The organism is Novosphingobium sp. (assembly GCF_031424035.1).
Classification (GTDB): domain Bacteria; phylum Pseudomonadota; class Alphaproteobacteria; order Sphingomonadales; family Sphingomonadaceae; genus Novosphingobium.
Genome location: NZ_JANPGP010000013.1, coordinates 1 through 18754, shown reverse-complemented (window position 1 = coordinate 18754; position 18754 = coordinate 1). Strand labels below are relative to the sequence as shown.

24 protein-coding genes are annotated in these 18754 nt (G+C 65.1%); 22 read left to right on the top strand and 2 right to left on the bottom strand.

Going from position 1 to position 18754, the window contains the following annotated elements:
* Positions 1-60: 60 nt before the first annotated feature.
* Positions 61-435 carry a response regulator gene (locus RMO89_RS01480; RefSeq protein WP_310530790.1) on the top strand — a complete coding sequence of 125 codons (375 nt, stop codon included), beginning with the start codon at positions 61-63 and terminating at the stop codon, positions 433-435.
* A gap of 12 nt (positions 436-447) precedes the next feature.
* On the opposite strand, the gene RMO89_RS01475 is transcribed toward RMO89_RS01480, so the two are convergent.
* Positions 448-918 carry a cytochrome c gene (locus RMO89_RS01475; RefSeq protein WP_310530789.1) on the bottom strand — a complete coding sequence of 157 codons (471 nt, stop codon included), beginning with the start codon at positions 916-918 and terminating at the stop codon, positions 448-450.
* A 201-nt stretch (positions 919-1119) separates the two neighbouring features.
* On the opposite strand from RMO89_RS01475, the gene RMO89_RS01470 reads away from it, so the two are divergent.
* The 3 genes from RMO89_RS01470 to RMO89_RS01460 are packed head-to-tail and all read left to right on the top strand — an operon-like array spanning position 1120 to position 3464.
* The gene (locus tag RMO89_RS01470; RefSeq protein WP_310530788.1) at positions 1120-1359 is read left to right on the top strand and encodes an acyl carrier protein; all 240 of its coding nucleotides are present in this window, start codon (positions 1120-1122) and stop codon (positions 1357-1359) included.
* A gap of 10 nt (positions 1360-1369) precedes the next feature.
* Positions 1370-2623, top strand: coding sequence for a serine palmitoyltransferase (spt, locus tag RMO89_RS01465; RefSeq protein WP_310530787.1), 1254 nt, complete (start codon positions 1370-1372; stop codon positions 2621-2623).
* Between the two features lie 7 nt (positions 2624-2630).
* Positions 2631-3464, top strand: a complete 834-nt coding sequence (locus RMO89_RS01460; RefSeq protein WP_310530786.1) for a GDSL-type esterase/lipase family protein — start codon at positions 2631-2633, stop codon at positions 3462-3464.
* Positions 3465-3551: 87 nt separating this feature from the next.
* Here RMO89_RS01460 and RMO89_RS01455 read toward each other — a convergent pair whose 3' ends face one another.
* The gene (locus RMO89_RS01455) at positions 3552-4193 is read right to left on the bottom strand and encodes a YqaA family protein (protein WP_310530785.1); all 642 of its coding nucleotides are present in this window, start codon (positions 4191-4193) and stop codon (positions 3552-3554) included.
* Between the two features lie 228 nt (positions 4194-4421).
* Here RMO89_RS01455 and RMO89_RS01450 point away from each other — a divergent pair, with 228 nt between their 5' ends.
* From RMO89_RS01450 to RMO89_RS01365, 18 genes are all read left to right on the top strand, one after another.
* Positions 4422-4889, top strand: coding sequence for a hypothetical protein (locus tag RMO89_RS01450; RefSeq protein WP_310530784.1), 468 nt, complete (start codon positions 4422-4424; stop codon positions 4887-4889).
* Entirely contained in the window at positions 4876-6201 is a 1326-nt protein-coding gene (locus RMO89_RS01445; protein ID WP_310530783.1) for a terminase large subunit domain-containing protein, read from the top strand. The genes RMO89_RS01450 and RMO89_RS01445 overlap by 14 nt, the downstream gene beginning before the upstream one ends.
* A 17-nt stretch (positions 6202-6218) precedes the next feature.
* Complete coding sequence (locus tag RMO89_RS01440) at positions 6219-7412, top strand: phage portal protein (protein WP_310530781.1); 1194 nt, start codon at positions 6219-6221, stop codon at positions 7410-7412.
* Complete coding sequence (locus RMO89_RS01435; RefSeq protein WP_310530780.1) at positions 7409-7717, top strand: DUF6127 family protein; 309 nt, start codon at positions 7409-7411, stop codon at positions 7715-7717. Before RMO89_RS01440 ends, RMO89_RS01435 begins: the two co-directional genes overlap by 4 nt.
* Positions 7714-8124 (top strand): HK97 family phage prohead protease, encoded by a 411-nt coding sequence (locus RMO89_RS01430; protein WP_310530778.1) that lies wholly within the window; start codon positions 7714-7716, stop codon positions 8122-8124. The genes RMO89_RS01435 and RMO89_RS01430 overlap by 4 nt, the downstream gene beginning before the upstream one ends.
* Before the next feature lie 82 nt (positions 8125-8206).
* On the top strand, positions 8207-9346 hold the full coding sequence (locus RMO89_RS01425) for a phage major capsid protein (protein WP_310530777.1): 1140 nt from the start codon (positions 8207-8209) through the stop codon (positions 9344-9346).
* 322 nt (positions 9347-9668) lie between these two features.
* A complete protein-coding gene (locus RMO89_RS01420; RefSeq protein ID WP_310530776.1) occupies positions 9669-10217 on the top strand; it encodes a hypothetical protein in 549 nt (182 codons plus the stop codon).
* Complete coding sequence (locus RMO89_RS01415; protein ID WP_310530774.1) at positions 10214-10384, top strand: hypothetical protein; 171 nt, start codon at positions 10214-10216, stop codon at positions 10382-10384. Before RMO89_RS01420 ends, RMO89_RS01415 begins: the two co-directional genes overlap by 4 nt.
* Before the next feature lie 5 nt (positions 10385-10389).
* A complete protein-coding gene (locus tag RMO89_RS01410; protein WP_310530773.1) occupies positions 10390-10779 on the top strand; it encodes a DUF3168 domain-containing protein in 390 nt (129 codons plus the stop codon).
* A gap of 28 nt (positions 10780-10807) precedes the next feature.
* Positions 10808-11215: a phage major tail protein, TP901-1 family gene (locus RMO89_RS01405; protein WP_310530772.1), complete on the top strand. Its 408-nt coding sequence runs from the start codon at positions 10808-10810 to the stop codon at positions 11213-11215.
* On the top strand, positions 11212-11526 hold the full coding sequence (locus RMO89_RS01400) for a gene transfer agent family protein (protein ID WP_310530771.1): 315 nt from the start codon (positions 11212-11214) through the stop codon (positions 11524-11526). Before RMO89_RS01405 ends, RMO89_RS01400 begins: the two co-directional genes overlap by 4 nt.
* Positions 11523-11714 (top strand): phage tail assembly chaperone, encoded by a 192-nt coding sequence (locus tag RMO89_RS01395; RefSeq protein WP_310530770.1) that lies wholly within the window; start codon positions 11523-11525, stop codon positions 11712-11714. The genes RMO89_RS01400 and RMO89_RS01395 overlap by 4 nt, the downstream gene beginning before the upstream one ends.
* Positions 11707-12297: a tail tape measure protein gene (locus RMO89_RS01390; protein WP_310530768.1), complete on the top strand. Its 591-nt coding sequence runs from the start codon at positions 11707-11709 to the stop codon at positions 12295-12297. The genes RMO89_RS01395 and RMO89_RS01390 overlap by 8 nt, the downstream gene beginning before the upstream one ends.
* Positions 12298-12309: 12 nt before the next feature.
* A complete protein-coding gene (locus RMO89_RS01385) occupies positions 12310-14640 on the top strand; it encodes a DUF2460 domain-containing protein (RefSeq protein WP_310530767.1) in 2331 nt (776 codons plus the stop codon).
* Positions 14637-15458, top strand: a complete 822-nt coding sequence (locus tag RMO89_RS01380; protein WP_310530766.1) for a DUF2163 domain-containing protein — start codon at positions 14637-14639, stop codon at positions 15456-15458. The genes RMO89_RS01385 and RMO89_RS01380 overlap by 4 nt, the downstream gene beginning before the upstream one ends.
* The gene (locus RMO89_RS01375) at positions 15455-15856 is read left to right on the top strand and encodes a hypothetical protein (protein WP_310530764.1); all 402 of its coding nucleotides are present in this window, start codon (positions 15455-15457) and stop codon (positions 15854-15856) included. Before RMO89_RS01380 ends, RMO89_RS01375 begins: the two co-directional genes overlap by 4 nt.
* A gap of 9 nt (positions 15857-15865) precedes the next feature.
* Positions 15866-18049, top strand: coding sequence for a phage tail protein (locus RMO89_RS01370; protein ID WP_310530763.1), 2184 nt, complete (start codon positions 15866-15868; stop codon positions 18047-18049).
* A 19-nt stretch (positions 18050-18068) separates the two neighbouring features.
* Positions 18069-18530 (top strand): DUF2793 domain-containing protein, encoded by a 462-nt coding sequence (locus RMO89_RS01365; protein WP_310530762.1) that lies wholly within the window; start codon positions 18069-18071, stop codon positions 18528-18530.
* Positions 18531-18754 lie beyond the last annotated feature (224 nt).

Here is an 18754-nt window from a genome sequence, read left to right as displayed (position 1 = left end):
CGGGGGATTTGGGATCGCGCAGAATTGCCAGTCACTCCGTTCCAAGGCTAGAAGACGCGCATGGCAAAGCGCATCCTCGTTGTCGAGGACAACGACCTCAACCGCAAGTTGTTCTGCGACGTCCTGAAAAGCCAGGGCTACGCGGTCGAACCCGTGGCCGATGGCCATGTCGCCTTGCAAAGGGCGCGCGAATTCGTGCCCAACCTGATCATCATGGACATCCAGCTGGCCGACGTTTCGGGTGTCGAACTGATCGAACAGGCCAAGCGCGATCCGATCCTGCGACCGATCCCTGTGCTGGCCGTCACCGCCTATGCCGGCAAGGGCGACGAGGACCGCATCCGCGACGCCGGGGCCGAGGGCTACCTCGCCAAGCCAGTGTCGATCGGCCCGTTCATGGCGGCGGTGAAGGGGCTGGTCGAGCGCGCCGTATGAGCGCGCGCCGGATCAGTCGGTCTTGAATCCATCGTGGCACTTCTTGCAGGTTCCGCCGGCCTGCTTGACCGCTTCCTGCAAGCCGACAATCGGCTGACCAGCGGCAAAGCCGTCGGCGGCGGCGAGCAGCTTGACCGACGAGTCCTGGAACGTGGTCATTCCCGCGCGGAATTCGTCGGGCTTGGTCCAGACCTCGGCCTTGGCATCGGTCTTGAGGCCGGCATCCGGCCCACTGCCGGCGGGGAACCAGCCCGGCATGTCCTTGGCCTTTGCCGCGACAGTTGCAGCGGCGGCGCGGACCTTCTGGGCATCGGGTGCCTGGGCCTTCAGCTCGTCGCCGATCGTCTTGAATGCATCGCCCAGTGCCTCGAAGTTCTCGTGCCGCGCATCGGCTGCCCGGCCACCCGGTGTATCGGGATTGCCGCAGGCGGACAGCGCCAGCAGGGGGGCGAGAATGGCGATGGCACTAAGGGAATTGCGCATTAGTGGTCCTTTCCAGTCGGCGGCGACACCACCGGGAGCTGGATGAAATCGCACCCTGTTTTCCGGCCTGGTGCCCTTGATGCCCGCGGACGGCGCGCTTGCCAAGGCTTGACATTTGGCTGCCAGCGCCGCTTTTCGGCCTCAATCGTTGGCCAAGGGGCCGGTGAATTCGCAACTGCAGATTTCGGGAGCACCTTATTGATGGACCGCCAAGCCACCGACGAGAGGATTCGCGAGCTGATCGACCCTTTCAACAAGAAGGGCGTCGAAATCACCGACGCGACGACTTTTGCCGAGGATCTTGAGCTCGACAGCCTGTCGGTGATGGATTTCGTCGCCGCCATCGAGGACGAATTTGACATCATCATTTCGATGAACCAGCAGGCTGAGATCGAGAATTACGGCCAGCTCGTCGATGCTGTCGTCAAGTTGCAGGGCTGAGGGGCATGTCATGAGCGATGGTATCGACGAGGCTGACCGTCCGGTTGAAGTGGTGGGCGGATCGGTTGACCTGTTTTCCAAATTCGACCCGCTGATTCAGCTGCGGACCAATCTGCTGTCCGCCGGCCAGACCGATCCCTTCGGCATGGTCATGGAAAAAGTGCTCTCCCCCACCGTGGCGATTTGCAACGGGCGCGAGACGATCCTGCTCGGCACCTACAACTACATGGGCATGACTTTCGATCCGGACGTCATCGAATCCGGCAAGAAAGCGCTCGAAGAATTCGGCGCCGGCACCACCGGGAGCCGGGTGCTCAACGGCACCTATGTTGGACACCGCGCGGTCGAGGAAGCGCTCTGCGAATTCTACGGCATGAAACACGCCATGGTTTTCTCGACCGGGTACCAGGCTAACCTCGGAATCATTTCCACGGTTGCCGGCAAAGGCGACTACATCATTCTCGATATCGATAGCCATGCCTCGATCTGGGATGGCTGCAAGCTGGGCGATGCCGAGGTCGTGCCGTTCAGGCACAACGATATCGAGGCGATGGAAAAGCGGCTCAAGCGCATTCCCGAAGGCGCCGGCAAGCTGGTCATCCTCGAAGGCGTCTATTCGATGCTCGGCGATATCGCCCCGCTCAAGGAAATGATCCGCGTCGCCAAGGAAAACGGCGCGATGGTGCTGGTCGACGAGGCGCATTCGATGGGCTTCATCGGCCCCAAGGGTCGCGGCGTAGCGGAAGATCAGGGCTGCCTTGACGATGTAGATTTCGTCATCGGCACCTTCTCCAAGTCGGTCGGCACGGTCGGCGGCTTCTGCGTATCCAACCACCCGAAGTTCGAAATCCTGCGGCTGGTCTGCCGCCCCTATGTCTTCACCGCGAGCCTGCCGCCCAGCGTTGTCGCCACGGCCTGCACTTCGATCCGCAAGCTGATGCACGCGGGTGACAAGCGCGCTCACCTTTGGGAAAATTCGAAGACGTTGCACAAGGGGCTGAAGGATGCCGGCTTCCAGCTTGGTACCGATAGCCCGCAAAGCGCGATTATCTCGGTCATCATGCCCGATCTGGAACGCGGCGCCGCGATGTGGGAGGCCCTGCTGAACGAAGGGCTCTATGTGAACCTCGCCCGTCCGCCGGCAACGCCCGCCAACATGACCCTGCTGCGCTGCTCGCTCTGCGCCGAACACACAGCCGAGCAGGTGCAGACGATCATCGGCATGTTCAAGCGGGCCGGCGCGGCGGCTGGCATCCTGGTCTAGGGCCGGGATGACCGGCAGGGCCGTACACATCGCCAGACGGACGGGGCGCGTCGCGCTTTATCTCCTCGCGCTGGTTGGCGTGGCCCATTTCGCAACCATCTGGCTTCGTCCGGCAGTGCGCGGGATGAACCCGGCCGCCTGCGAGCAGACCGGCTCTGGCAGCCTCCACCTTGCCGGGCTCTGGATACGGTACCTTTCCGGCGACACTCCCGTTTTCGACAACTGGACTGGAGCCTGCGCCTTTGCCGGGCAGAACGCCGAAGCGCTGCAGTCTGGCCAGACGGTCGATATTGTCTTCATTGGCGATTCGATTACTCAGCACTGGCTGGCCGCCGACCCCGCACTGTTTGGCAAGACGCGGCTCAACCGCGGCATTCCGGGTCATTCGGCAGCGCAGGTGCTCACGCGGTTCCCGTCAGATGTAGTCGAGTTGCGGCCACGCATAGTTCACTTGTTGGCGGGCACCAATGACGTGCTTGGCGTACACGGTCCGGCTACCCCCGCTATCTGGCAGGGCACGATGCGGGCAATCGTCGACCTGGCAAAGTCCAACGGGATCACCGTGATTCTCGGCACCATGCCGCCAATGTTGAAGAACCCTTTTGATCCGCATCATTTGCCAGCCGCTGTGATCGCAGAACAGAACCGTTGGCTGCGCGCGCTGGCGCAGGAGAAAGGGCTGATCCTGGCGGACTATCACGCCGTGCTGGCGAGCGCCGACGGCGGCTTCAAATCGGGCCTGTCCGACGATGGCACCCATCCCACCGCCGCCGGCTATGCGGCGATGCGCCCGTTGCTGGACAAGGCCTTGGCCGAGGCGAACGCACTGTCCAAAAAGTGAATTTGTGAACCTGAGCTCAAGACTGGCCTGAGCTGCATCCACGCCGGGAAATGACAGCGGTTTTGTAACGCATCCGGCACGTGTAGCTCAAGCCGGCGCGCTGATCGCCGCCGGGTTTTCGCATTTGGCGCTGGTCTTGCCAGGGGTGCCGCTCATGTAGGCCGCCAGGATGAACCCGCCGACGACCAGCACCACGAAGCCGGCAGAAACCAACGCCAGATACTTGTCGATGAAGCGCTTGATCGGCGCGCCGAACAGGCGGAACAGACCGCCGACAAGCAGGAACTGGAAGCCGCGACTGGCCATGCTGGCAAGCACGAAGGGCACCAGCGGCATGGCGATGAAGCCAGCGGTGATGGTCAGCAGCTTGAACGGGATCGGAGTCGCGCCCTTGATCAGGATGATCTCCACGCCGTATTCGCGCAGATAGCAGGCTGCCTTGGGGAAGCTTTGCGCGAGCCCGAGCACGTCAAGGATCTGCGCGCCGAGTGCTTCGAACACGAAGTAGCCGATGGCATAGCCGAACAGGCCGCCAATCACGGAACTGATCGTCGTGATCAGGGCAAAGCGCATCGCCTTTTTCGGCTCGGCCAGACACATCAATCCCAGCAGCGGGTGCGGCGGGATCGGGAAGAAGCTCGATTCCATGAAGGAGAACGCGGCCAGCCACCATTCGGCGCGCGGATCCGATGCCTTGGCCATTGTCCATTCGTAAAGGCGGCGAAGCATTGGATTCCCCTGCAAAGGCATATGGCCGGATCAGTCGCGCGCCCTCATATCGGCAGCACCGGAACGGGGCAAGCATAGCCCGTGATTAACCGATATGGTTCTTTGCTCTTGACATCGTCACGCTCTTTCGGTACATATATAGAACATCGCGATGAACCGATTCGGGACGTCACCTAATTATCCCGCCTTCATCGTCCTCTCCCTCCCATATCCGGAAACCCCCTGCTCATGTCCGACTTGCCGGACGGCAAGCAGCCGTCGCAATCCCGTCGCCGTTTTGGCGCGCCCAAGAACTGGCGCACCACGTTTCTGGCCACTCTGGCCGATACCTCCAACATTTCCGCCGCGGCTGCCGCTGCCGACATCAGCCTGAGCTGGGTCTACAAGACGCGCCGCGAAGATGCTGAATTTCGCCGCCGCTGGTTCGATGCCCTGTGCGAAGGCTACGACAACCTTGAAATGGAACTGCTGCACCGGCTGCGCATGGGAGAAAGCAAGGACAGCGAGGCGCCGAAGTTCGACAACGCCATCGCCTTTCGCCAACTGACCCAGCACAAGGACATGGTCGCGCGAACCAAGGCCCAGCGCGAAGATGAGAGCGAGGAGGAAATCCTCGCTTCGATCAATGCCAAGCTTGATGCCATGCGCAGCCGTGAAAAAGCGGTTGCCAAAATGCTCGCCGATGAAGCGGGTTAGCCGAACGTCGCTCCTGGCGATGGAGGATGACGAGCGCCAGAAATTCCTAGCCACACTTGGGAAGTCCGAGAAAGATCGCATTCGCTGGTTCTGGGACGTCTGGTCCCGCCCGCAGCAGCGCGCGCCGCAGGGTGACTGGCAGACCTGGCTGCTGCTGGCCGGACGCGGCTTTGGCAAAACCCGCGCCGGGGCGGAATGGGTCCGTGAATTGGCCCGCCGCTTTCCCGAGGCGCGGATTGCCTTGATCGCGTCCTCGCTGGGCGAAGCGCGCCGGGTGATGGTCGAAGGCGAAAGCGGCCTGCTGGCCATTGCCCGGCCAGAACAGCGGCCGCTGTATGAATCGTCGCTGCGCAAGCTGACCTGGCCCAACGGGGCGCAGGCACAGCTCTATTCAGCGGCAGAAGCGGAGTCCTTGCGCGGCCCGCAGCATAGCCACGCCTGGTGCGATGAAGTGGCGAAGTGGGATGCGGCGAAGGCTGAAGCGGCATGGGACAACCTGATGATGGGCCTCCGGCTTGGCGAGCATCCCTGCGTGGTGGCCACCACCACACCGCGCGCGGTGCCACTGGTTACCCGGCTGCTCGCCGGCGCGGATGGCGGCACGGTCGCCGTCACGCGCGGTTCGACATATGACAATGCCGCCAACCTGCCGCTGCGCTTCGTTTCCGCCATGCGCCGCGAATATGGCTCAAGCCTGCTCGGGCGGCAGGAACTGAACGGCGAATTGCTCGAAGATATCGAAGGCGCGCTGTGGACCCGCGCCATGATCGAGGCGGCGCGCGAGGCTTCGGCTTCCGCGCCGCCCACACGAACGGTGATCGGGGTCGATCCGCCGGCCTCGGCTGGCGGTGACGCCTGCGGCATTATTGTCTGTGCATTGGGAGAGGACGGCGCGGTGCGCGTGCTCGCCGATGCCAGCGTGACCAAGCCCAGCCCCGAACGCTGGGCCCGCGCCGTCGCCAATGCGGCGCGCGTCTGGCAGGCGGACCGGGTGGTGGCCGAGGCCAACCAGGGCGGGGCCATGGTCGAATCCGTGCTGCGCGCCGCCGAGATCGCGCTGCCGCTGCGGCTGGTTCACGCCACCCGCGGCAAGGTGGCACGGGCCGAGCCTGTCGCCGCGCTTTATGAGGCCGGCCGCGTCCGCCACTCCGGGACTTTCCCGGCGCTGGAAGACGAGCTCTGCGGAATCATTTCCGGTGGTGCCTACCAGGGCCCCGGCCGCTCCCCCGACCGCGCCGATGCGCTGGTCTGGGCGATGACCGAACTGTGCTTGCGGGGGCGCTCCTCGCCGCGCGTCCATTACGAATACTGACAGACGAAAGGCCCCTCATGACCTTCCTCCAGACGCTTGCCGCCGCCTTCAAGGGCGGGGGCGACCGCGTGCCGTTGGCGCGCACTTACAATTCGCCGTGGATCCTTGCCGAGGCCCATGCCTCGCGGGCGCCGTTTGAGTATCAGGGCGCGGTCAAGCGGGCCTATCTTGATAACCCGGTGGCGCAGCGCGCGGTGCGGCTGGTGGCGGAATCAGTCGGGCAGGCCCCGCTTGCTCCCGCTGACGAGAAGCTCGCAGCGCTGATCGCCGAGACCAGCGCCGGGCAGCCCTTGCTCGAAACGCTCAGCGCCCATCTGGTGCTGCACGGCAATGCCTATGTTCAGGTGATCAAGGACGGGCGCGGGGTGCCGGTCGAACTGTTCGCACTCCGCCCCGAACGGATGAGCGCTCAGCTTGGCGAGGATGGTTGGCCGGTGGCGTGGATCTACCGCGTCGGCGAAAGCCAGGTGTCGCTGCCGGTGCTTGATGAGGACGCCAGCCCCAACATCATCCACATTCGCCACTTCCACCCGGCGGACGATCATTACGGCGCAGGCTGCCTTTCGGCTGCGGACCAAGCGGTGGCGGTGCACAATGCCGCGTCGAACTGGAACCGCGCGCTGCTCGACAATTCGGCGCGGCCATCCGGCGCGCTGGTCTATGATAGCGGGGATGCCGGCGGGCTGACCGGCGAACAGTTCGACCGGCTCAAGGCCGAACTCGCCAGCGCCTTTTCGGGCCGCGACAATGCCGGGCGGCCGATGCTGCTGGAGGGCGGGCTCAAGTGGCAGTCGCTGTCACTGTCGCCGGCCGACATGGATTTTGCCGCGCTGAAGGCCGCTGCCGCACGCGATATCGCGCTGGCCTTTGGCGTGCCGCCAATGCTGCTCGGCCTGCCGGGTGATTCGACTTACGCCAATTACCGCGAGGCCAACCGCGCGCTGTGGCGGCTCACGCTGCTACCGCTGGCGGGCAAGCTGCTCGCTGCGCTGGGTGAGGGGCTGGCGGTGTGGTTCCCTGATGCGAAGCTGAGCGTCGATCTCGACAAGATTCCGGCGCTGGCTGAGGATCGCGAGCGGCTCTGGGCGCAGGTCAGCGGTGCCGATTTCCTTTCGGACGATGAAAAACGGACCATGCTCGGCCTGCCTCCGCGCGCCGATGAAACCGCGACCAAGACCCTGAAAACCCCCAATATCAGGAACAAATCATGAACCGAGAAGACATGCTCGCCGGGCTGATCGCGCAGGCAGCAGGTTCTGGCGCTGACCTAGTGACGCTCCGCGCCGTGGTCGAGGAATCGAGCGAGCTCGGCGCCGAACGCGTCTTGCGCCGCATGGGCCTCGATGATGCCAAGGCACACGAGGACATGGCGCAGCTACGCGAATTGCTCGCCGCGTGGCGCGATGCCAAGCGCTCGGCCTGGCGCGCCTTCATTTCGTGGACGGTGCGCGGGGTGCTGGCGCTGCTGCTGATCGGGCTGGCCTATCGCCTTGGCTTCTCGGACCTGCTGTCATGAGCGCCGACACCAAGCCTCTTCGTTTCGCCGGCTATGCCGCGCTGTTCGGCAAGCGGGATTCCGGGCTCGATGTCATCGTGCCGGGCGCCTTTGCCAGCAGCATCGCCGAACAGGCAGCACCGCTGCCGCTGCTCTGGCAACACCGCGCTGACCTGCGGATCGGCTGGATCGAAAAGGTCGAGGAAGACACGCGCGGTCTGCGCGTCCTCGCCCGGATCGACAATCCGGCGGGCGGGGCGGCGGCGGCGCTGAAGCGCGGTTCGGTCACCGGCCTGTCGTTCGGCTACCGCGTGCGCGAGGCAAAGAACGATGGCATTGGCCGCGAGATTTCCGACCTCCGGCTCTTTGAAGTCAGCCTTGTTTCCCACCCGATGCAGCACGGCGCGCGGGTGCATCTCGTCGAATAAACTCCACTATTTCAAACATTCCCCGGCCGCCTCCCCAATTCCATGGGGCAGGCGGCCTTTTTCGTGAAAGGTGAACTGCCCCATGGATAATTCCACCCCTGTCGACTCGCTCGACACCTCCTTCGACATCGTCGCCCGCCAGGACGCGAGCGATGCCGCGATCGAGGGCCTGCGCGGCGATGTCGAGGAAGTGAAGTCGCGCCTCGACAAGGTTTCGCGCGCCGCATCGCGCCCGGTGCTTGACGGCGGCGCGCCGGCACCGACTATCGAGGTCAAGAGCTTCGTTGACGGCTACCTGCGCCTTGGCCGCGAAAACGAAATGAAGTCGCTGTCCGGCGCGGTCCTCGCCGATGGTGGCTATGCCGTCCCGCGCGAAATCGACGAGCGCATTTCGGCCCAGCTCAAGAAGCTGAGCCCAATCCGCGGCATCGCCCAGATCGTCCAGGTCGGCACGGCCGGTTACCGCAAGCTGATCACCACTTCGGGCGTTGCCTCGGGCTGGGTCAGCGAAACCGGTGCCCGTCCGGAAACCCAGACGCCCAAGTTCGCCGAAATCGCGCCGCCCTCGGGCGAACTCTATGCCAACCCGGCAGCGAGCCAGGCGATGCTCGACGACGCGGCGTTCAAACTCGACGATTGGCTGGCGAGCGAAATCGCGGCCGAATTCGCCCGGGCCGAAGGTGCGGCTTACGTCAATGGCACCGGTACCAACCAGCCCAAGGGGTTCCTGGCCGGCACTACGGCGGCAACCGCCGACGCTGCCCGCGCTTTCGGTTCGCTGCAGTACATCGGCAGCGGCAATGCCACCGGCTTTGACGCGGCTCCCGAACTGAAGCTCATCGATCTGGTGCACTCGCTGCGTCCGGGCCACCGTCAGGGCGCGGTCTTCGTGATGAATTCGGCAACCCTGTCGATCGTCCGCAAGCTCAAGGCGGCTGACGGTTCATTCCTGTGGCAGCCGGGCATCATGGAAGGCCAGCCGGCCCGCCTGCTCGGCTATCCGGTGATCGAAGCCGAAGACATGCCTGATGTCGCAGCCAATGCCTTGCCGATCGCTTTCGGCAACTTCCGCAATGGCTACCTGATCACCGAGCGGACCGCGACGTCGATCCTGCGCGATCCGTACACCAACAAGCCCTTCGTCCACTTCTACGCGACAAAGCGCGTGGGCGGTCAGGTGCTCGATTCGGATGCAATCAAGCTGCTCAAGATCTCGACCTGATCCGGTTGATAAGCCGGCCGGTCTGCGCGCCCCTCTCGCGCACCGGCCGGATTGCGCCCGCGTCGTCCAGCGGCCCTCGTCCCCCGCGGACGGCGCGGGTGCCTTGTTTGATTAGTCCCGGTTCGGTCGAACCGGGTGCGGAAAAGCCATCCGGCTTTTCCTACGGCACCGGCCCGCCCCCCTCCCGGCCACCCATCGGCAGGATATTCTGGAATGGGTAGCCGGGAGGGGGAGCGGGCCGGTGCCGCAAGCCAGTCGCGGATGCGACTGGCGCACCTGACAAAGACTCTCCCTGCTACCCCTCATAAAACGGAGATCACGCATGAAGCGGGTCATCATCGCCTCACCGGCGCTGGCGCCAGAGGCGCTCGCCGAGCTCAAGGAATGGCTCGGCATCACCACCACGGGCGAGGATGCCACGCTTGCCGCCCTGCTGCTCGCCGCGCTGGAAAGTTGCGAGGCGTTCACCGGCACATTGCCGATCGAATCTGTCTGCGAGGAAGTCCTGCCGGTCACCGCCGGCTGGACCGTGCTCGACACGCGCCCGGTTCAGGTGATCAGCCTCGTCGAAGCCATTCCCATGACCGGCCCGCGCACGGCGATTGGCACAAGTGCCTTCGCCATCGACCTCTCGGCCGATGGCGAAGGCCTCGTGCGGGTTATCGATCCCGGGCTCGCCACGCGGGTCGCGGTGCGCTTCACCGCCGGCCTCGCGCCTGGTTGGAATGCCCTGCCGCAAGGGCTGCGTCATGGCGTCGTCCGGCTGGCGGCTTATCAGTACCGACAGCGGGATGACGGCGGGGCTGAAACGCATCCGCCCGCCGCGGTCGCGGCGCTGTGGCGACCGTGGCGGCGACTGCGGCTGGCATGATCACCGCGAAACTTGAGCCCGATCTCGCCGCGCTTGCTGCGCGTCTTGTCGGAAAAGCAAAGGCGCTGGCCGAAGCGCAGGCGCAGGATGACCTGCTGGGCCAAACGCGTAGCGCGACCCGCTGGCGCAAGGCGGCGCTGCTCTGGCCGCTGTTCACCAAAGGATGATGCCGATGGAAGTCCCCTTCCGCGCTGCTCTGCTGGCCTGGCTTGCCGCCGATCCGGCGCTGTCCGGCGCGCTCAACGCCATTGTCGAGGAAGCTCCGGCGCGCACCGCGCTGCCGTGGCTGGCGCTTGCCGCCAGCGCGGGGGCTGATTGGAGCGTCAAGGACCGGACGGGGCGTGAACTGCGCCTCGCCCTTGAACTGCAGTGCCGCGGCGACCGGCCCGAAAGCGCCGCCAGTCTTGTCGCCGCCATCGAAAGCCGGGTCGCCGCCATGCCGCGCGCGCAGGCCGGCTTCGACCTCATCACCACCCAGTTCCTGCGCAGCCGAGCCGAACAGCGTGCGGGAAACACCCGCGCGATCCTGATCGAATACCGTTTCCGCCTGATGGCGGTTTGACTTTCCACCCACTTCAAGGAGAACCGCTGTGTCGGCTCAAAAAGGCGCTGCCTTCCTGCTCAAGATTTCCAACGGTGCCACGCCAGCGGTCTACAATACCGTCGCTGGCCTCCGCACCACGCAGATGTCGATCACCGGCGATACGGTGGTCATCACCAACCAGAGTTCCGGTGGCTGGCGCGAACTGCTTTCGGGTGCCGGCATCCGCCAGGTCTCGGTCAATGCCGCCGGCATTTTCCTTGGCAGTGCGGCCGAAGATCAGGTTCGCGCTCACGTCCTCGCCGGCACGATCGCCGACTATGAACTGAGCTTTGAGGACGGCGCGAAGATGCGTGGCCGCTTCCTCGTCCAGCGGCTCGACTATTCGGGCGATTACAACGGCGAGCGCAATTACTCTCTGGTGCTCGAAAGCTCGGGCGAAGTGGTGCCGGCGTGAGCCCTGCCGCAAATCCCCTGCGCGGCGAAGCCGAACTGGTCATCGCCGGACAGACACACCTGCTGCGCCCGTCCTTCTCGGCGCTGGTTGCTGCCGAGGAGGAACTCGGCCCGTTGTTCGCGCTGGTTGACCGCGCCGGATCCGGCCAGCTCCGGCTGGGCGAGATGGCGGCGCTGTTCTGGCACTGCCTTGCCGAACGCGAAGGCCTGACCCGCGATCAGGTGGGTGAGGCGGTCGCCGCGCAGGGCCTTGCCGTCTGCGCCCGGCCGCTGCGAGCACTGCTCGGCCAGATCCTTCAGGGCCAGGCGTGAGCGAGCCGCGCTTCGGAGCCTCGGCCTTGCGGCTGTGCGCTTTCGCGGCGCGCACTTTTGGCTGGCGGCCCGCCGAATTCTGGACCGCAACTCCGGCGGAACTGGCCGCGATCCTTGCCCCTCCGGGCGAGAGTAGCGGCGTTTCGCGTGACGATATTTCCCGCATGATGGAGCAGGACCATGGCTGATACTGTCGATACGCTGCTGGTCGATGTGCGCGCCTCTACGCAGGGCTTCGCGCAGGACATCGCCCAGATGCGCGGGGCCTTTGACGGCACGCTGCTGTCGGGCTTCGAACAAGCCGGCAACGTGCTTGAACGCGGGCTGGTCGGCGCGATCCGGCGCGGCAGCCTTGGTTTCGAGGACCTGCGGCGAATTGCCTTGAACGTGATCAACGACATTGCTGCCCAGGCGGTGCAGACCCTGCTCAATTCGATGGGCGGGCTTGGCGGCGGAAGTGGTGGGGGCGGCGGCTTCGGCGGACTGTTCAACTTCGGCAGCCTGCTGGGCAATGTCCTCGGCTTTCCGGGGCGGGCAATCGGGGGGTCGGTTTCGCCGGGACGCGGCTACCTTGTCGGAGAGCGCGGACCGGAACTGTTCGTGCCAACCCAGGCCGGGCGGATCGACAATGGCAGCGGTTCCTCGCCTTCGCGCGAGGTGCGCATCGCCATTAACGTCAATGCTCCGTCGTCCCCCGCCGCAAGTCAGGCATTGCAACGATCGAGCCGCCAGGTCGCCAGCGCCGTGCGCCGCGCCCTGCGCGATTTCTGAGGATATTGACCCATGGCCTTCTGGCTTGCCGATGCCCGCGAAGGGCAGGACAGCGACTGGATCCAGCGGTTCGACCCGCGCTTCTGGACGATAGATTTCCCCCGCCCGATGATGGCCAGCGCCGTCGTCACCGCCCCTGATGCGCTGCGGATCGACGCCGTGTTCATGGCGGCGGGCGATCTCGCCGGCTTGATCTGGGACAGCGAGGACAAGCTCGACCACCCGCTGCTCGCTTACCGCACCGACCGGGATTACACCGGTGCGACGCTGTCGTTCCGCTGGCGCTCTTCGGGGCTGGTGCCGCTTGACGGCGTCAATGGCCCGACCCTTACCATCGAGGGGAAGGACGCTGCCGGAGGCCCTCGCACCTGGTATGTCCGGCTGTGGAACTATGCCGAGGGCACGGGCGAGGACGCGCTCGTTCGCATCCCCTTCCGTACGCTCGCGGCGGGCTGGGAAGGGGGCGGGGAACCTGTCCATCCGGCGGCAATCGACCGCCTGTTCATTTCTCTTGTCCCGCCGGTCTTCGTGCCCGGCAGCACGGTACCGCTCGCCGCCCCGGTTGAGGCCTGGGCGGAGCTGACCGGGATTGCCTGCACGGGCGCGCGTTCCATGCTGGAGATTGGCGACGTGCTGGTGCCGGCAAACGGGCTCGCCTGTGCCACTGCCTATGACGACAGCTGCAACCAGACGCCGCAGCGCCTGATCCGCAATCTGCGCGGCCTCGGCTATCGCGGCTCGGTCTTGCACTACCTGGGCATGAGCCATTTCTTCCCGCTCGCGGCTCAGGGCGGCGGTTTCCTTGTCGATCCGGTGGCGGCTGCCTTCTGCAAACCGGCAGATAAATGGCACCGAGCCTACTTCGCCGCGTGCGGAGAGGCGGGCTATTCGCCGATTGCTTCGCTGTCCTACGAATTGCTGGCGCAGCATTGTCCGGTGGCTTGGCAGCAGCGCGCGTTCGATGGCTCTCCCGCCCGGACCGGCTGGGTACCGCCCTCCGCACTGCTCTCCCCCGCCAATGCCGATGCGATGACGTGGCTTCGCAAAGTTGGCCAGTCGACTGCCGCGATGATGCAGGATGCGGGCGTTCCGGTCCGCTTCCAGATTGGCGAGCCGTGGTGGTGGGTCGATGCCCAGCGGCGGATCTGCATCTACGATGATGCGGCCCGAGCGGCGCTTGGCGGCACTCCGCCGGAGATCGTCGATCTCACAGCCAGCCTGACCGCTCCGCAGAAGGCCCTGCTCGATTCGGCAGGCGCGCTGTTGGCGGCATCCACCGCTGCCTTGCGCGATGCGGTGCGCACCGCCGTTGCCCCGGCAGATGCGGAAGTGCTGCTGCTGACATTCCTGCCGACCGTGCTGGACCCCGCAACGCCCGAAGCCCTGCGCGCCAACTTGCCGCTCGGCTGGGCCAGCCCGGCTTTCGACCGCTTGCAGGTCGAGGACTACGACTGGCTCACCGCCGGCAAGGCCGCCAGCCGCCGCGCTGGCTATGCGCTGGTCAATGGACGCCTTGGCTATCCGCCCGCTGAGCAGGACTACCTTGCCGGCTTCGTGCCTGCAGGTGCCAGCCGCGAGCTGTGGCGCGAAATCGACCTCGGCATCGACGAGGCATTGGTGCGCGGCGCCCACGAAACCTTCGTCTGGGCCCTGCCGCAGGTGTGCCGCGACGGTTTCGTTCGCTTGCCCCAATTTCACGAGGACAATCCCATGCAGGCCTTCGACGATATTGCCTATCCCATCGCGCTTGGCCGCGACGCCACGGTGACCCCTGAATTTTCGACCAGTGTTTCGGTCACCGCCTCGGGTTTCGAGCGGCGCAACAGCCTCTGGTCGAACGCGCGGCTGCGCTTTGATGTCGGCCCCGGAATCCGTTCGGAGCACGAACTCGGCCAGCTCATCGCCTTCTTCCGCGCCCGGCGCGGCGCGGCGCGCGGGTTCCGTCTGCGCGATCCGACGGACTGCAGCTCGAACGCCATGATCGGCACGCCCACGCCCGATGATCAGTTACTGGGCCTGGGCAATGGCGCGAAGACCGAATTCGCGCTCGTGAAGCGTTATGGCGATGGCGAGGACGCGCAATTGCGCCGTATCACCCGGCCGCGTGCCGATAGCCTGACAGTGCAGGTGGGCGGCGTCGTCCAGACCTCGGGCTGGGTGCTCGGGCCCTTGGGCGTTATCACCTTTGCCGCCGCACCTGCTGCCGGCGCCGAAGTGCGCGCTGGGTTCCTGTTCGACGTGCCGGTGCGATTTGCCGAAGACAATCTCCAGGTCTCGGGCACCAGCTTCGCCGCCGGCGAGGCACCGACAGTGCCGGTCATCGAAGTGCGGGAAGCGACATGAGCCGCGTTTGGTTCTCGGGCGCGCTCGAGACCGTGGCGACCTTCTGGCGCGTCGCCCGGCGTGACGGGGTTGCGCTCGGCTTCACAACCCATGATGCGGACCTGTGGTTCGACGGTCTGGTACACCGCGCGATGCCGGGGATGCTGCCCTCCGCCATCCGCCGCAGCGCCGACCTTGAACCCGATAGCGCCGAAGTCGAAGGCGCGCTCAGCCACGAATCGATTTCGCAGGCGGACCTTGCCGCTGGCCGGTTCGACGGCGCGCGCGTCGCCATCGGCGTTGTCGACTGGCAGACGCTGGAACGCCACGTGCTTTACCGCGGTGCCATTGGCCAGGTCGAGGAACAGGACGGCAAGTTCTCCGCCGAACTGGTGTCGCGCAAGGCCGAGCTTCAGCGCGACCCGATCCCGCGCACCAGTCCTACCTGCCGCGCGGAGTTCTGCGGACCGGGCTGCGGCCTCTCGGCGGCGCGCTTTACCATCGAGGCGCGCGTCAGCGCCGCCGACCTGTTCGCCAACACTGTCACGATCGATGGCAGTATCGCAACCGACACCCTCCAGAGCGGCTATTTGCGCTGGATCGACGGCCCTCTGACCGGGTTGACGGTCGAGATTGCCGCAGTCGCCGGCAACCAATTGACCCTTGCCATGCCGCTCGATCAGGCAATCCCGGCAGGTTCGCGGGTGTTCCTGCGCGAAGGGTGTGACCGGACGGTTGCCACCTGCGCAAGCCGCTTCGCCAATGCCGAGAACTTTCGCGGCGAGCCCTTCCTGCCCGGCAATGACCTGATCGCCCGCTATCCATCGCCTTCCGCATGACCGGGATTGAACTGGCGAAAGCAGCCGAGGGCATGGCCGGCACGCCCTTTCGCCTTCATGGCCGCGATCCGCGTACCGGGCTGGACTGCATCGGCCTGATCGATTGTGCGCTGGCTGCGATCGGCTGCAAAGCGCTGTTTCCCAATGGTTATGCGCTTCGCACCGGCCAGTGGCCCGATCTTGATGCAATCGCCGATCAGCGCGGCTTCGCACCAGCAACCGGTCCGGTTCTGCCCGGCGATGTGCTGCTGCTGAAGCCGTCCGCCTCGCAGATGCATTTCGCCATCGCCGGTTTGCGCGGCGGGACCTGGATCGAGGCGCACGCGGGTCTGCGCCGTGTCGTCGTCACCGCAATATCCGACCGATTCCCCGTAATCCGCCGTTGGCGGCTGGTGTGAGCTAGAACCATGGCAACATTACTGTTTTCTGCTGTCGGAACCCTGTTCGGCGGCCCGCTGGGCGGTGCCATCGGTGCGCTGGTGGGCCGCAGCCTGGACAAGGCAATCCTTGGCTCGCCGTCGCGCGAAGGGGCGCGGCTCAAGGAGCTTTCGGTCAGCACGTCGAGCTATGGCTCGCCGGTTCCCCGGCTGTTCGGGCGTATGCGCACGGCCGGAACGATCATCTGGTCGACCGATCTGGTTGAGCAAAAGGAAAAGCAGGGCGGCGGCAAGGGCAAGCCTTCGTACACGACCTACAACTATTCGGCGTCGCTCGCGATCGCGTTGTCGAGCCGGCCACTTCAGGGCATCGGGCGCATCTGGGCCGACGGCAACCTGCTCCGCGGAGCCTCGGGCGACATGAAAACTGGCGGCCAGTTCCGCTTCCATAATGGCCACGGCGACCAGAATCCCGATTCGCTTTTGCTTGCCGCCGAAGGGCTGGGCCAATGTCCCGCCTATCGCGACATGGCCTATGTCGTGTTTGAGGATCTGCACCTGGGCGATTTCGGCAACCGCATCCCCGCACTGACATTCGAAGTCTTTGCCGACGATGGCGCGCCGACGGCACAAGACCTGTTTGATGACATCGTCGATGATGTTTCAGCGGCAGTGCAATTTCCCGAAATCGAAGGTCTGTCCTGCGAAGGCCCGCTGGCCGACCTGCTTTCTCAGCTCGATCTTGCCTATCCGCTCGATTGCAATGTCAGCGGAGAAACGCTGACCATCTGGCGAGAAGGCGTTGCCGATCCTACGATCCTTTCCGACCCGGCGATCTCGGTCGCAGACGGCGCTTTCGGCGTGCAGCAAGGGTTCGCCCGCAAACGGCTTCCCCCCTTGGCGGCCCGACCCGGTATCCTGCGCTATTACGATGTCGATCGCGATTACCAGCCGGGCTTGCAGCGCGCACCAGGCCGTCCGGCAGCAGGCCAGCCGGGCACGGTTGATTTGCCGGTCGCGATGACGGCCGCCAATGCGCGGCAGGTCTGCGCCCGGCTCGCCCGCCGCACCGGCTGGGCGCGGCAGAGTCTGTCGTGGCGCAGCGCTCAGCTCGATACGTCGATCGTTCCGGGATCAATGGTCAGGATGGCGGGCGAGCCAGGCATCTGGCGGGTCGAAGACTGGGAGTGGCGCGAAGGCGGGGTAGAAATGTCGCTTTCGCGCATCTCGGATGCCGGCATGGTATCGCTGCCGGCTGATCCGGGCCGGTCAAACGCGCCGATGGACACTGTGGCCGGAGCGACAGTGCTCCAGGCCTTCGAGCTGCCTTGGGACGGTACTGGTACGGGGGACGGCGCCCAGCTGTTTGCCGCTGCCTCATCCTCCTCCCCCGGCTGGCCAGGTGCAGCGCTTTTTGTCGATCGCGGCGATGGCCAATTGCTCCGCATCGGCTCGACGGGCCGGGCGCGTGCAGTGATGGGCAGCGTTGCAAGCGCACTTCCGCCAGCATCGCCCGAGATTTTCGATCGCGGGAACCACATCGACGTCGACTTGGTCGATCCAGCAGCAGTGCTGGTGCCGGTCACCATGGCCCAGCTGGCAAGCGGCGCAAACCGCGCGCTGGTCGGGCGGGAACTGCTCCAGTTCAAACATACCGAAGCGCTTGGCGGCGGCATATGGCGGCTCTCCGGCCTGTTGCGCGGTCGCGGCGGGACCGAGGCGGCCATCGGCAATCATGGACCAGGCGAATCCTTCGTCCTGCTCGATGGTGAGGCGACAGAACTCGATGCGGTTCTCGTCGGCGACCAGCCAGGCTCCCGGATTGCTGCGATCGGCCTTGCCGAAGATGCGCCGGTGCTCAGTGATATCGCTTGCCGCGGTATTGCGAGGCGGCCCCTCTGTCCGATCCGACCAAAGTGGGATTTCGATACCGCCGGGGCCTTGCACCTGCGCTGGACACGGCGGGCACGCGGTGCGTGGGTTTGGGCCGACGGCGTCGACGTGCCGCTCAACGAAGAGGCCGAGAACTACGTTGTTACGCTTGAAGCAGGCGGGGCGCGACTGGCGATGTGGGCGACTGCGCAGCCCGAACTGGCGATCTCCGCCGGGGAGCTGGCCGCTCTGCAGCCCGACTTGGCCACAGGGACATTCGTCGTCCGCCAGCAAGGCAAGTTTGCTTTGTCGGATGGACTGGCGCTGCAGTTAACAAATTGAAATAACAGGAGCTTGTAAGATGAGCGACATTATCGCGTTCGAAGCGCAGACCCCGCGCATGGCCTTGCCCCTGCTTTATCCGGGGCAGGCGCAGAAGGAAGCTTTCGTCAACGAGGCATTGATGCGAATCGACGCGCTGCTGAATACTAGGATTGAAGGCGTAGCCACTTCGCCGCCACTATCGCCAGTCGATGGCGCTTGTTGGATCGTCGGGGCAAATCCGCTGGGCGACTGGGCAGGGAAAGCTGGCAGCATCGCTTGCCATGCGGCGGGCAACTGGCTGTTCGTAGGACCGCACGAGGGAATGGCTGTGACGGAAAGCGCGAGCGGCCAGATCATGCGCTATCGCATGGGCCAGTGGTCAGCTCCCGCCGCTGTCCAGACCCCACAAGGTGGCGAAACCGTTGATTTACAAGCTCGCGTTGCGATCGCAGCCCTGCTGGAGCGAATGGTCGAAGTCGGCCTGCTGCCCGCCGCCTGAGCGCGGTCAGAGTGTGTAGTGTGGCTCATTTGCATGCAAAACCCGGAAAAGTGGTGTCTTTTGTGATGATTTTCTTGACCAAAGCATGGAAAATGCGGCATTCCTGCAACAGGTGCTGCCTTTGACCGCTTGCGCGGCAAAACCTTAGGCGATAGACAGTCGCAACTCGGTGGCATCAATTCCAAAAAGAGGGGAATTTGTAATGCGGAAACTGGTCATAGGGA